Source organism: Eubacterium callanderi (assembly GCF_900142645.1).
Classification (GTDB): Bacteria; Bacillota; Clostridia; order Eubacteriales; family Eubacteriaceae; genus Eubacterium; species Eubacterium callanderi.
In genome coordinates this window covers 139,018-153,511 of record NZ_FRBP01000002.1, presented here as the reverse complement: position 1 = coordinate 153,511, position 14,494 = coordinate 139,018, and the positions used below count along the sequence as shown (strand labels likewise).

At 44.5% G+C, this 14,494-nt stretch carries 11 protein-coding genes; 8 read left to right on the top strand and 3 right to left on the bottom strand.

The genetic code is table 11. The features are described from left to right. Positions 1–115: 115 nt before the first annotated feature. Entirely contained in the window at positions 116–1,435 is a 1,320-nt protein-coding gene (locus BUC22_RS02945; RefSeq protein WP_013379660.1) for an ATP-binding protein, read from the bottom strand. Between the two features lie 201 nt (positions 1,436–1,636). On the opposite strand from BUC22_RS02945, the gene BUC22_RS02940 reads away from it, so the two are divergent. The 8 genes from BUC22_RS02940 (at position 1,637) to BUC22_RS02905 (ending at position 11,812) form a co-directional block, all read left to right on the top strand. After that, complete coding sequence (locus BUC22_RS02940) at positions 1,637–3,115, top strand: M23 family metallopeptidase (protein WP_013379661.1); 1,479 nt, start codon at positions 1,637–1,639, stop codon at positions 3,113–3,115. A 60-nt stretch (positions 3,116–3,175) separates the two neighbouring features. Beyond that, positions 3,176–3,853: a RecX family transcriptional regulator gene (locus BUC22_RS02935; protein ID WP_013379662.1), complete on the top strand. Its 678-nt coding sequence runs from the start codon at positions 3,176–3,178 to the stop codon at positions 3,851–3,853. A gap of 127 nt (positions 3,854–3,980) precedes the next feature. Further along, positions 3,981–4,931 carry a 2-hydroxyacid dehydrogenase gene (locus tag BUC22_RS02930; protein WP_013379663.1) on the top strand — a complete coding sequence of 317 codons (951 nt, stop codon included), beginning with the start codon at positions 3,981–3,983 and terminating at the stop codon, positions 4,929–4,931. A 7-nt stretch (positions 4,932–4,938) separates the two neighbouring features. Further along, positions 4,939–5,544 carry an FMN-dependent NADH-azoreductase gene (locus BUC22_RS02925; protein ID WP_013379664.1) on the top strand — a complete coding sequence of 202 codons (606 nt, stop codon included), beginning with the start codon at positions 4,939–4,941 and terminating at the stop codon, positions 5,542–5,544. Between the two features lie 122 nt (positions 5,545–5,666). Next, complete coding sequence (locus BUC22_RS02920; RefSeq protein ID WP_013379665.1) at positions 5,667–6,383, top strand: GTP pyrophosphokinase; 717 nt, start codon at positions 5,667–5,669, stop codon at positions 6,381–6,383. A 153-nt stretch (positions 6,384–6,536) separates the two neighbouring features. Then, positions 6,537–7,748 carry a 5-bromo-4-chloroindolyl phosphate hydrolysis family protein gene (locus BUC22_RS02915; protein ID WP_013379666.1) on the top strand — a complete coding sequence of 404 codons (1,212 nt, stop codon included), beginning with the start codon at positions 6,537–6,539 and terminating at the stop codon, positions 7,746–7,748. A gap of 1 nt (position 7,749) precedes the next feature. Beyond that, on the top strand, positions 7,750–8,901 hold the full coding sequence (locus BUC22_RS02910; RefSeq protein WP_013379667.1) for a toxic anion resistance protein: 1,152 nt from the start codon (positions 7,750–7,752) through the stop codon (positions 8,899–8,901). A gap of 109 nt (positions 8,902–9,010) precedes the next feature. Continuing rightward, on the top strand, positions 9,011–11,812 hold the full coding sequence (locus BUC22_RS02905) for an ATP-binding protein (protein WP_013379668.1): 2,802 nt from the start codon (positions 9,011–9,013) through the stop codon (positions 11,810–11,812). A gap of 51 nt (positions 11,813–11,863) precedes the next feature. Here the strand turns inward: BUC22_RS02905 and BUC22_RS02900 are convergent, their stop codons facing one another. Beyond that, positions 11,864–12,994: an aldo/keto reductase gene (locus BUC22_RS02900; protein WP_013379669.1), complete on the bottom strand. Its 1,131-nt coding sequence runs from the start codon at positions 12,992–12,994 to the stop codon at positions 11,864–11,866. A 127-nt stretch (positions 12,995–13,121) separates the two neighbouring features. After that, entirely contained in the window at positions 13,122–14,468 is a 1,347-nt protein-coding gene (locus BUC22_RS02895) for a M20/M25/M40 family metallo-hydrolase (protein ID WP_013379670.1), read from the bottom strand. Positions 14,469–14,494: the final 26 nt, after the last annotated feature.

The following is a 14,494-nucleotide window of genomic DNA, read 5'->3' as shown; positions in this document are numbered from 1 at the left end:
CGCAGTGCTGTCAATGTTTTTTCTTTTTTTGAAAAAAGACGACCGGTAAATTTTACCGGTCGTCGATAATCTGCAAAAAGGCCGCTGAAAGCATCTTTCAGCGTTTTTTTAGTGGTTAGTCCTCTGTAAAAGAATTGATTTTTAAATAGTCTATGAACTGTTCGGCTGTACGCCCGGAGCGGTTAAGGTGACGCAGTTCCCATTGAATGGCCAGAGACTCGATTCTTGCGGTGGGCATGTCGATGCCCGCTTCCTTTGCGAGTTCCAAAACCATTGAGAGATAACCTTTCTGATTGGGAACCTCAAAGGTGAGCACCAGGCCGAAACGGCTGGAAAGTGAAAGCTTTTCTTCCATGACATCTTTTGTATGGACTGCATTATCGCGCTCGGACATGGTTTCAGTTACCAGGTGGCGTTTGTTGGAGGTGGCATAAATCAGCACGTTCTGCGGGTTTTCCTCGAGAGAGCCCTCCATAACATTTTTGAAAATTTTATAGTCGGCGTCGTCCTCGTCGAAGGAGAGGTCGTCGATAAAAAGTATGAACGGGTAAGGGCGCTTTTTAACGTATTCGATGACCGAAGGGATATATTCGAGTTGGTCTTTCTTTATTTCGACCATTTTGAGCTTGGTATCCTTAAAGGTATCCAGCAGGGCTTTGACCATCGTGGATTTTCCGGTGCCCATATCGCCCTGAAGCAGTACGTTCAGACCAGTATAATTGTTTATAAAGGAGGCGGTATTGGCAATGAGCTCCTTTTTCTGCATATCATAGCCAACCAGGGAATCCATAGGCTTATATTTTTGGTTGGTAATAGGGGAAAGGCGTCCGCCGGCTACAATTTTAAAGCTGACGTTAATTTCAAAAATTCCAAGACCGTGATGGTTGATGTATTCGTTGGTGGCGTTGAAGGCTTTGTCGATGTCCTCGGTCGAAAAGGCCAGGTCGATTTCATCACAGGGCGGAACCGGGAAAAAGATATGGGCAGAAAAAATATTGGTGTCGTCAAGATTTGTTTCCTTTAAAAAGGCATCCCAGTCAAAATGATAGAGCTTCATGAAAATTTCAAATTCATGGTACATACTTTTGGCAAAAGGGTGCTGCTTAGTGACTGGCCCTCTTTCGAACAGAAGCGTCAGAGGATTCTCATTTCCGACGATCTGGGTGATCAGAAAATCCTTCCAGGGAGTTTTGGCGTAATTGGTATCCTCGCTTTTATTAAAGGAGTAACCCAGCATCAGAGATTTCAAATGATAGTAAGTATCCAGATATTCCCTCCGGTATTCGGCGCCCCTTAAACCAGATTCATAGGCTCTTGAAAGAACCAGAAAATCCTTGAGGATTGGGTGCTCCAGAACGGGACGGTAAAAGGAAAGCGTGTTAAAGATATCAGACGGAATTAAACGATTTATATTATCAGAGCTTTCAGTTGTCATATTTTGTTCACCTCAATAGTAAATTGTATTTGGTATTCTATTATAGCATAAGCAGTTGCGTGATGGGACTAAAAAACAAAAAATCTTAAAGATTCATCTTTTTTGTAACAAAAAAGTTACAAAAATCTTGAGAAAAGTTTACGTTTATGTTAAAATTCAACTAACAACATGTTTTAGCGCTAATTAAGGAGAAAGTAAAAAATGAAAACCTCAAAATTCAGAGACAAGCTGAGTTCTGTTGAAGAAAAGATTAACGCAAAGCTGGACAAATTTAATGATAAAATTGGAAAGCGGGTTTTCACTGCCAGAGCATCTGCCATTGTGGTAACAGCCTTTCTGGTCTGTGCCGGTACGGGAATTGCCCATGCCCAGACAACAGCTTACGAGGTGTTATATAACGGGCAGAGCATTGGATATGTCAAGGATCAGAGTACCTTTGACAATGCTCTTGGAGAGCTGCAGCAAAAGCTCTCCAAAGAATATGGCAATGAGAATGTTATTATAGCGGATGATATCAAGCTTAAGCCTGCCCGCACAATGGGAGAGAAGCTTGATGTGGGTCAGTGTGCCGAAACCATTTACAATGCCGGAGTTGACGTTAAGCTCAAGGGGGCTGCCATCATGATTGATGGAAAGCCAGCCATTCAGACCGACTCCAAAGAGACGGCAGAAAGGGCATTGAATGATTTCAAACAGCAGTATTCCCAGGTAGAGGGTGCGACAGTTTTGAGCTCAGAACTTAAGCAGAATGTTACCATTGATGAACAAAATGTGGAAGTGCCTGACGCCAGGAATTATGACGCTACCATGTCATATCTGAAAGAGGGAAATGAGATTACAGCTCAAACCACCGTTCAGCCGGGAGAAACCGATGGAAATCTTATCGCAGCCAATCGTGGAACAACCGTTGACCGTCTGGCAGCCATGAATGCTGATAAAGATCTGAATACTTTAAAGGAAGGCGACGTTCTGAATACAACTCAGAAAGCACCGGTACTGACAGTGGTTACCGTTGTCGAAAAGCAGTATCAAGAAGAAATCCCCTTTGAGACAGAGGAACAGCCTGCCGATGAGCTGATGACTGGCGAAGTGGAAGAAGTACAGAAGGGGGAAAACGGCCAGAAGGATGTTGATGCTGTTTTTACCTATGAAAACGGCCAGGAGGTCGGTAAGGAAGTTAAATCAGAAAACACTACCAAGGAACCAGTTAAGGCAGTTAAGCGTGTAGGAACAAAGGAAGCGGCAGCTGCGCCTGTATCCAGAGGCTCCATCAGCGGCAGCGGACAGTTTCTGATCCCGACCAGTGGCCTTGTAGGTGAAATAGGACGCCCGGGCGGCGGATCAAGCAATCACTCCAATGGCTGCGCTGTGGATATTTTGAACAGCTATGGCACCCCGGTTTATGCATCAGCGGCCGGAACCGTAACGCGTGCGTCAAGCTTTGGCGGCTATGGAAACTGCATTGAAATTCAGCATGAAGGCGGCTACTCAACATTGTACGGCCACCTCAGCAGCATTGATGTCAGTGTTGGCCAGACTGTTGGCCAGGGTGAATATATTGGAGGAACCGGTTCTACTGGCTCTTCAACAGCCAACCATCTTCATTTTGAAGTGAAGATTGGCGGTGTTGCCCAGCTTATTCAGGATTATATTCCTGTTTCGTCTGGCGCTTATGTTTAAAATTTGTTAAAATAAAACTGCCGGGATCAGCCGGCAGTTTTTTAGTGGAAAGGAAATCCTATGAGTGACCCTAAGACCGTTCAGAAAGCCTATGACCAGAGTCTGAATTACATTTCTTTTAAAAATCGGACTGAAAAGGAAATGGTCGACTATCTGGAAAAAAAGGAGTACAGTGAGCGTGTGGTTGCAGAGGTTATGGCAAAGCTTGTACAATATGCCTTTATTAACGACACCGCTTATGTAAAGAATTACTGCTATAACAATATTCATTTCAATTTCTGGGGCAGAGTAAAAATGCGTTATGATCTGAAAAAAAGGGGGATTCCTCAGGAACTGATTGCCGTTATGGACGAGCTTTACACGCCAGACCAGGAACGGATATGCTGTGAGAAACAGTTTGAAAAAGCGGCTCGTCAGTACAGCCGGGAAAGCTACAGGAAACGCAAAGGTAAGATCTATACCTTTTTGCAGAGAAAGGGATTTCCGGGTGAGGTAATCCGCGAGGTGATTGAGGCTAGACTGCCAGAGGATGAAACTGAAAACCTGACCGAGGAAGAGACCGAGGCACTTCTAGAAAAACAGATGACCGAGCTCAGACGCTTTTATGAAAAATACCGCAGAATGCAGGAAAACAAAGGTTATACGGGCCGAGAACTGAAGCAGCGTGTTACCCGTAATCTGATGAGCAGAGGCTACAGTTACGATCAAATACGAATAATGACCGAAGAAGACGAATAATTATCTTTTCTGCCGTTAAAGTGACAAAGAATTTTGGTGATTGGTATAAATTTATCCTTAAAAAGCATGCGGGTTTGTATTATAATAAGCTTATTAGGATTAAATAAGGATTCGGAGGCAACGAGCGATGAAGATTGTAATAATGGAACCCCTCGGCATTACAGAGGATGCACTGCAGACATTGAGCATGCTGCTCCGTGCGGACGGGCATGAGTTTATTGCTTATGAAAACCGGGAAACCGACACAGAAAAGCTGATTGAGCGGGTAAAGGACGCCGATGTTGTCGTACTGGCCAACCAGCCCTTTGGAAAAGAGGTTATTGACGCCTGCAAAAATCTAAAGCTGGTGGATATTGCCTTTACAGGGGTTGACCATGTAGATGTTGCCGCCTGTAAGGAAAGGGGTATTATTCTGTGCAATGCGGCGGGCTATTCGACCAATGCGGTGGCCGAGCTGGCCTTTGGGCTTATGATTGATGTCTACCGCTATATTGTGACCTGTGACCACGAAACGCGTAATGGCGGGACCATCGGAGGCTTGATCGGCCATGAGCTCTGTGGCAAAAAACTGGGAATCGTAGGAACCGGCGCCATTGGCTTAAAGGTGGCAGAAATTGGAAAAGCTTTTGGATGTGAGCTTTTAGCCTACAGCCGGACCGTTCGCTCAGAGGGTCTGGAAATGGGTATCAAATATATGGATTTAGAGGAGCTCCTCAAGCAGAGCGATATTGTAACGCTTCATATTCCTGTAAGTCCAGAAACACAGGGACTGATCAGCCGGGATATGCTGGCGCTTATGAAACCCGAAGCCATTATAATCAATACGTCGAGAGGCGGCGTTATTGACAATGAGGCGTTGGCAGACGCGCTAAAAGAGGGAAAGGTGGCCGGCGCAGGTATTGACGTTTACGAAGAAGATCCGCCGCTGCCAAAGGACTACCCGCTTTTAAGCGCACCGAACACGGTTCTAACACCACATGTGGCTTACGCCACAAAAGAATCCCTGTACAAGCGAGCAGTCATTGTGTTTGATAATATTCGCTGCTGGCTTGAAGGGAATCCACAGAATAGGGTATAGGTAAAAAATGGAAAAAATATTAGTTGTAACAGCCAGTCCCCTGGCTGAGGATTCAGTCAGCTGCAGACTGGCAGATATTTTTATGAAAAACTATCAGGCGGCGCATCCAGAGGATCAGCTTAAGCGTATTGATCTCAGCCGTCTGGAACTTCCCGAGATTGACGAAGAGCTGATTGCTTATTTTAATGGGCAGTCTGACGGAGATAATGGCGTCTACACAGAAATCGACGACCTTTGTGAGGAATTTATGACGGCGGACAGAACTGTTTTTGCACTGCCGCATTGGAACCTGATTGTTCCGCCGAAGATGGTCAGCTACTCACTGGCGGTCATGCGCGCAGGCAAAAGCTTTCGCTATACAGAAAAAGGGCCGGTCGGCATGCTGGAAAATAAAAAAGCTTTGATTTTGCTGGCCAGCGGCGGTACCTGTAACACCGATAATCCCATCATGCACTGTTATGGTGTGGACTGGCTTAAAGGAATCCTTGGACTGTGTGGGATTAAGGATGTCTCTGTGCTTTACGCCCAGGGCATGGAGGAATGTCCGGATAAAACACAGGAGATCGTGAATAATGCCTGTTTAGAGGTTGAAGCCTTCTCAAAAGAATGGTAGAATAAAAGCAGATGCGAAAAAAGCGTCTGCTTTTTTAATTTATTTTATGAAAAATTAAGCGAAAGATATTAAAATAGAGTTTGTTATTGAGATTGCTTTATAATCACAACAGGAGAGATAGTATGCTAAATACAAAAATAACCGATAAGACACCCATGGTGGATATACTAAAGAAGGTTGAGGCAGAGGTATTTGTTGGAAACGATACCACAGACCCCTATGAGGTGGCTCAGGCTTTAATCAAGGAATTATATGATTTGGAAAATACCTTTACAGCAGCGATTAAGGAGGTTCGTACGAAGCTTGAGATTCTGAATGACGAGTTTCAGTCTACCCACGAGCGCAACCCGATCCACACCATCCAGTCCAGAGTAAAATCGCCCAAAAGCATTGTTGAAAAACTGGACCGCAAGGGGTTTGACCTGAGCGTCCAGTCCGCCCGGGAAAATCTGGATGATATCGCAGGGATTCGTATCATCTGTCCGTATATTGAAGATATTTACGCTGTTAAAAATCTTTTGAAGGCGCAGGATGATATTGAGCTTGTCCGTGTTACCGATTATATAAAAAAGCCAAAGCCCAACGGCTACCGAAGTCTGCATTTAATTTTAAAGGTGCCGGTGTTTTTTTCTGACCATAAGGAGATGGTCAAGGTAGAGGTTCAGATTCGGACCATCGCTATGGATTTCTGGGCCAGCCTGGAACATCAGCTTCGTTATAAGGCTGTGGATTCTGCCAACATTCCGGAGTCTGTGGCCCGTGAGCTGAAGGAGTGCGCAGACACCATTGCAGAAACCGATGTGAGAATGCAGGATATCCATAATCAGGTGATCCGATAAAAATACAGCCGCCAGAAAGCCGCGTTAGCCTCTGACGGCTGTGTTTTTGTTTAATAAAACCTTGCAAACCGCCTGTTTTAGCAATTTCAAATTGTTATTTTAAGTGTTATGGGATATAATTGTTTTACAGCATGAATATTATGGAGGAAAAAAGTGTCTAAGAATGATTACTCCAATCTTGGCGAGGAAATTAAATCCATTGTGAAGGAAGCCATAAACTCGACGGATTTTAAACAGCTCAACAAAAATATAAGCAATACGGTGAACAGCGCACTGGAAGAAGTAAAAAAAGGTGTGCAGAGAGGTAAAGCCGTATGGTATGAAACAAGTGCCAGGATTGACGATGAAGAAGAAACAGAAACAGAGACGCAGGTGGTAGAGCGGCCGCTGCGTGCACCGGTGGCAAAGTCACCGGCTGGTAAAATATCCAGTATCATTATGATGGTCCTGGGGTACTTTGGGATAGGATTCAGCGCCTTTGTTCTGGCGGCTGTGGGGATTGCCGTCGGTATATCCGGCAGTCTTATTGCAATGGGCGTATCCATGGGGGTGTTGATCCCCCTGCTGATTATATGCATTATCCTAGCCGTAACAGGAACAAAATCCAGAGGCCGGGTAAAGCGGTTTTATGAGTATGTGCGCACCCTTAACGGGCAGGCCTATATCTCCGTAAAACAGCTGGCATCCAGTGTTGGAAAAAATGATAAGTTTGTCGTCAAGGATTTATTGAGAATGATTCGCTCGGGCATGTTCCCGGAAGGGCGGATCAATGATGAAAAAACTTATCTTCTGTTAAGCGATGAAGCCTACGATGCTTATGAAAAATATGAGGAAGGCGTCCGTCTGCGCGAGCGTGAGGAACGCCGGCTAAAGGAAGAAGTAGAACGGCAGCAGAGAATGGAGGCTCAAAATCCGATTCTCAAAGAAACACGTTTGCTCATAGAAGAAGGCAAGGAAAGTATAGAACAGATCCGAGAGGCTAATGAGGCCATTTCAGGGGAAGTGATCTCGCAGAAGCTTGACCGTTTGGAAATCATACTTTGCAAAATTTTTGAGTATGTCGAAAACCATACAGATGAGCTTCCCGAAACCCGCAAATTTATGGGCTACTATCTGCCAACGACCCTGAAGCTGGTCAATGCCTACCGTGAAATGGACGCGGAGCCTATCCAGGGAGAGAATATCCGGAGCGCAAAGCATGAGATCGAGGAGACACTGGACACCATCAATTATGCCTTTGAAAATTTGCTCGACAGCTTTTATCAGGACAAGGCAATGGATATCTCAACCGATATTACAGTACTTGAAACCATGCTGGCCCAGGAAGGCCTGACAGAAAAAGACTTTAACACTGGAGGAAAGTAAAATGAGTGATGAAATAAAAGATTTTGAAACCGTTACGCCGACCCTGACTTTTGACCCCTTTGAGGAAGTAAAGGAGCCGATGCCAGAGACCGTAAAAGAAATAGCTGTGGAGGATGCAGCCTTTAATGAAAATACGCTGACGCCAGAAGAACGCCAAATGGTGGAAAACTTTTCACAGCAGATTGAGCTTACCAATTCCAATATGATCATGCAGTACGGTGCGGGTGCACAGAAAAAAATTGCTGATTTTTCGGAGACTGCATTGGACAGCGTCAAGAGCAAAGACCTTGGTGAAATTGGTAATATGCTCACCAATATGGTCACTGAGCTCAAAAGCTTTGACGTCCAGGAGGAGGAAAAGGGATTTTTCGGCTTTTTTAAAAAAAGCGCCAATAAGATCACGGCCATGCGTGCAAAATACGCAACAGCAGAAACAAATGTTAATAAAATATCGGAAATTCTGGAAGGTCATCAGATCCAGCTTATGAAGGATGTGGCCATGCTGGATAAAATGTACGAGGTTAACAAAACCTATTTTAAAGAACTGTCCATGTATATTCTGGCAGGTAAAAAGAAGCTGGCTAAAACGCAGAGCGAAGAGTTGCCAGCGCTGGTGGAAAAATCTAAGGCCAGCGGTTTACCAGAGGACGCCCAGGCAGCCAACGACCTGGCAGCCATGTGTAACCGCTTTGAAAAGAAAATTCATGACCTTGAGCTTACCCGTATGATCTCGTTGCAGATGGCGCCACAGATCCGCCTGGTTCAGAATAATGATATTCTGATGGCGGAAAAGATCCAGTCTTCACTCGTTAATACCATTCCACTCTGGAAGAGCCAGATGGTGCTGGCGCTGGGGGTTGTCCATTCGGGTCAGGCAGCAGAGGCCCAGAGACAGGTTACCGATATGACCAACGAGCTTCTTAAGAAAAATGCCGATACCCTTAAGATGGCAACCATTGAAACCGCCAAAGAATCTGAACGCGGTATTGTGGATATTGAGACCTTGAAGCACACAAATGAATCACTGATTTCTACCTTTGACGAGGTTCTGCGAATTCAGGCTGAAGGCCGGGAAAAACGCCAGGCCGCTGAAGTTGAAATGCAGAAAATTGAAAGCGAGCTGAAGCAGAAGCTGCTGGAAATTAAAAAATAAATGCAGGGCATTGCCCTGTTTTTTTTTATTCGGTTTTAATGCGGTTTTATAGTATAATAAACTTAATATTAAAATCCCTTCAAAAGATATGGAAGGGAGCTTATAAAGGATGCGGATAGAGGAAAGGGAAAAGGATATGCTTGACCATTTTAAGGATATGAATAAAATGCAGGAGGTGCTGCATGAAGCACAGACAGGGCTGTGGGTTATTGAGCTGGAGGAAGGAACAAAACCCAGAATGTATGCAGACAAATCGATGTTAGACTTACTGGGTTTTACCGAAACCCCCACACCGGAGATATGTTATGAATGGTGGTATAATCGTATTGATGAGGACTATTACCCGGTAGTAGAGAGTGCAGTAGAGCGAATGGCCCAGGATGACCGGGCAGAGGTACAGTACCCCTGGCAGCATCCAAAATGGGGAAGAATCTATGTGCGTTGTGGGGGCGTCAGAGACTGGAATTATAAAAAAGGCCTGTGTCTGAGAGGTTATCACCAAAACATCACGAATACAGTGATGCTTAAAAGAGAATATGACACGATTATACAGACGCTCAGTAAAAGCTATACGGGAATCTTTTTGTGTAATCTTCAGGATAAGACTTATAAAGCGATAAAGCAGTCTGAGGTTTTTCGAAAATTACAGATGGATTTTTCGGACTATGAAGGATTCATAAAAAACTATACAATAGCGGAGGTAGCACCGCAGTACCAGGAAGCTTTTTTGGAAACGGCGGGGATTGAAAACATATGGCGCCGTATAAGAAGTGGTGAAAAACAGAGTGAGGTCTTGTACCGGAATCGACAGGGCAGGTGGCGGCGCACCAAAATCATGCCTTCGTCCGAGTATTCGCCTGAGTATCCGTGGGTTATTATCGCATTTGATGAGCAAGATGTGGAGATGGAAAAAAAGATTGATGACACAACCACACAAATTGCTTTATCACAGATTTATAAACTGGTTATATGCCTGGATTTTGAACGGCTTGAGTATCACTGCATTCACTATAATGGCGAACTGCTTCATTTGCTAAAACACGGAAATTATGAAGATTTTTATCAACAATTAATTAAAATGATGCCGTTGGAGGATAAAAAGGCCTTTGATAATGTCTTTGACAATCAATGCTATGATAAAAAAGGTTATCTTGAAGGTGTTCTGAGACTTTGGAATAAAGAGAGAGAAATCCTGCATTATTACAGTTATTATGCAGTCAGGATTTTCCAGGACAATGAGGAGCGCATTATATTAATGCTGAGAAACATTGATGATAAACAGGAGGCACAACAGAGGGAAAACATACTGTCCAATTTATGCCAATGCTATTATTCCATTTACCTGTTTGATTTGGAAAACAACACCGAGGAGGCCATCTGGCAGGAAGAAGTTATTCGGAAGCGTCGTGAGTTTCCAAAAGGAAGTCTTGACACGTACTATTCAAAATTTGTCAGGGAATATGTCTATAAGGCAGATCAGGAAAAAATGTATCGTGCGGGCAGTCCTGATTTTTTGAGATATGCGCTCTCATTGGAGCAGCCGGTTTACGAGATTGACTTTCGGAGAATTTATCCAGATGGGCTTTATTGGGTACGTTCACGTTTTAGTATTGCAGAAATACGGGATGGTGAGGTGACAAAGGTCATCTTTGCCAATATGAACATCAATGAACAAAAGCTGGAAGAGATGGAACAGGAAGAGCAGAACCGAAAAGTACTTCTTGCCGCTTACGAAGCAGCAAAAACAGCCAATGAAGCCAAAAGCAGCTTTTTGGCACAAATGTCCCACGACATCCGTACGCCAATGAATGCTATCATCGGTATGTCGTCTATAGCGGCCAGTCAGATCAATAATCCTCAAAAAGTAAAGGATTGTCTGGAAAAAATCAACCTGTCCAGCAAGCATCTGCTGGCATTGATCAATGAAATTTTAGATATGTCTAAAATCGAAAAGGGGAAAATCGCTTTGGCAGAGGAACCTTTCTGCCTCAGTGAAGTGATCGAGGACATAAGCGCGATGGTCCGTACAGAGGCAGCGGAGAAAAATCATGAGTTAACAGTGATTATTAAGGATATTGAGCACAATATATTGATCGGAGATGCTGGACGTATCCGGCAGGTACTGTTAAATCTGATCAGCAATGCTATCAAATATACCTTGAATGGCGGGGAGATCCTTTTAACAGTACAGGAGGTGTCAGGAAAAATATCGGGCTATGGAAGCTTTGTTTTTACGGTTGAGGATAACGGTATTGGAATGGATGAGGATTTTCTGGATTATATTTTTGTGCCCTTTTCACGTGCAGAGGACCCACAGGTTCAGAAGATCCAGGGAACGGGCCTGGGAATGTCCATTTCACAAAAGATAGTTGCCGCCATGCAGGGGAATATTCAGGTTGAAAGTGAAAAAGGGAAAGGAAGCCGCTTTGTTGTCACCCTCAATTTGAAAATAGAGGAAGACCATTCAGATGTTATTAAGAAACCAGCAGAGAGAGCAGATGTCCAAAAACAGAAATCAAAGGCTGCAGACAAGATAAAGCTGCTGCTGGTCGAAGATAATTCACTTAACCTGGAGATTGCCCAGACAATACTTGAAGAAAAAGGTTATCTGGTGGAATGTGCTGAAAATGGAGAGGAAGCACTTAAAATTTTTATGCAATCAGAGCCTTACACTTATCAGCTTATTTTAATGGATTTGCAAATGCCAGTCATGGATGGCTATACCGCGGCGCGTGAGATCCGTGACTGTGAGCATTTTCAAGCAAAAATTATACCAATTATTGCCCTGACGGCCAATGCGTTTGCGGAGGATATGGCTAAAGCGTTGGCAGCAGGGATGAACGACTATGTCTCTAAACCCATTGATTTTAACAAATTGATTGATGTTATTGAGAAATGTATGAATCAATAATAAAAGCAACCGTTCAGGCCTTGTTTGATAAGCCTGGACGGTTTTTGTTTATTATAAAAGCTTTTCCGCCAGCGCGGTCACTTTTTTTAAGGCCTCAGGAACATCAATGCTCTGCGGGCAATGTTCTGTACATTGGTCACAGGCAGTACACTGTGATTCCTGCTTTTCTGGGCCCAGCGCTTTATAGCCGTTGACAAAATCATTTTTGTCCTCGCCCAGCATATATTCATTATAGAGCTTGAAAAGTCCTGGAATCTCTACGCCGGAGGGGCAGTCCATACAATACCGGCAGCCAGTGCAGGGAATGGTCTTTGTTTTAGTGAAGATATCACCGGCCTTGTTGACAAGCGCCATCTCGGATTCGGATAAGGGTTCAAAATTTTCCATGGTACAGATATTATCAGCGACCTGGTCCATGGCGGACATGCCGCTGAGCACAGTGAGCACATTTGGCAGAGTGGCAGCATAGCGCAATCCCCAGGAAGCCAGACTTTTATCTGGTTCAGACTCTCTAAGAACAGCAGCCGCCTCATCACAGAGGACTGCCAGGGTGCCGCCGCGCAGAGGCTCCATGACAATACATGGAAGACCATGTGCATCAAGAATTTCATACTGGCGCTTGGCATTCTGAACATTCCAGTCCACATAGTTTAACTGAAGCTGGACAAAATCCCAGTCGTAACGTTCAACCAGCTCCTCCAGCTTTTCCGGAGAGCCGTGAAAGGAAAAGCCCAGATGGCGGATCTGTCCGTCAGCCCTGCGCTTCAGCAGATGTTCCATAATGTTACAGTCATCATAGACCTTGAAACTTTCATCCGAAATCGCATGGCAAAGGTAAAAATCAAAATAGTCTACCTGACAGTTTTCTAACTGCTTTTCAAAGATCTCATCGACATCCTTTTCCTCTTTTACCAGAAAACCTGGCATCTTACTGGCAAGATAAAACTGATCCCGGGGATATTTTTTCAGAGCTTTGCCCACAAAGGGTTCAGACAGCCGCTGATGATAGTTAAAAGCTGTGTCAAAATAGTTAATGCCATGTTCAAAGGCATAGTCAAAAAGTGCCTGCGCGGCCACTTCATCAATCTCCGGTCTGTCCGGGTTGATTTTTGGCAGGCGCATACAGCCAAAGCCTAAAATTGAGATAGCATCTTCAGTGTTTCGGTAATTACGTTTATACATTCTCTCCTCCTAATTATGTAAACCTGTTCTTATGATAACGCTGTAAAACAGAACTCGCAAGCGGTTTTTATATAATTTTAAAAAATAAAAAAGACACAAAAGGAAAAGCCTCTGTGTCTTTTGAGATTTACCGGTAATTTTGAATAAACGTGGTGTAAAAAGTAATGGCCCGGCCCAGGTTTTCAATGGAAATACGTTCATTGATGTTGTGCATGGCATCACGTTCACTTTTAGTGACCTGAACAGGGGTAAAACGATAAATATTTTTTGATACAATATCGTATTTACGCGCGTCTGTTCCGCCCAGTGAAATGGTCGGCGTCGTTTCTGCGCCAGGGAAGATAACAGAAATACAGGCTTCCAGATGCCTGTAGGCTTGGGTATCAGTTTCCGAGAATGCAGAAGGGGGATGATTCATCAAAATTTCAAAATCCGGTTTTTTCTTGCCACAGAGCCTGGTGATATGCCGGATCATATCCTCCACAGTATCGCCCTGGAGTATACGGCAGTTTAAAATAGCAGATGCCTCTCCTGGAAGTACATTAGCCATATCACTGCCCTGCAGAATGGTTGGAGCAATGGTGCTTCTTATCATGGCGTTTGTCATGGGTACTTTTGAGAGCTCTTTATAGAGCGCAGGCTTTAAAAGCTCAATATGGTCGTAAAAACGACGTCTTTTACCATGGACATCCGGTGAGACCTTTTTGAGCAGCTGTTTAATCGGCTCGGTGAGGTGCGGAGGCATAGGATGGTCTTCGATGCTGACCAGAAGCCTTGAAAGCTGATAGATAGCGCTGCCCGGTGAAGGCACAGCGGAATGCCCGCCCTTCTGTGAGAAGGTAACCCTTAAGTTGGCCTGCCCTTTTTCGCCGACGCCGACAGTCGCCATTGGGCGGTTAATCTGCGGGAAAAGATCTTCAATACACATTCCGCCTTCATCCAGCACACAGTCAAATTGAATATTCTGCGACTTGAAAAAGGAAGCAATCCGGGAGGCGCCAAGGTTTCCGCCAACCTCCTCATCAAATCCAAAGGCGAGATAAACATCACGCTCAGGCTGCTGCTCCATGGTAATAAAGCGTTCCAGTGCTTCGAAAAGAGCAATAATTTGGAATTTGTCGTCTAAAGCACCGCGCCCCCAGATATAGCCATCGGCAACAGTACCGCTGAAAGGCGGGTAGGTCCATTTCGATTCGCTGCCCTGGGCGGTCGGAACAACATCATAATGCCCCAGAAAAAGCAAGGGCTCTGCATCGCGGTTTTTACCCTTCAGGCGGTAAACCAGTCCATAATTATTCACACGGGTGTGCTCAAGATGCTCGTGGCAGATAGGGTAGGCCTCCTTCAAGAAGACAATAAAATCATCGAAAGGCTGATAGTCTGGTACACGTCCGGGCCTGTTGGAAATTGTTTTTATTTGAATGGCCTTTGAGAGGTTCTGGATTGCTTTATTGAGCGTAAGGGTTGTATTCATGGCGTCACATCCTTTGACAAAATTAA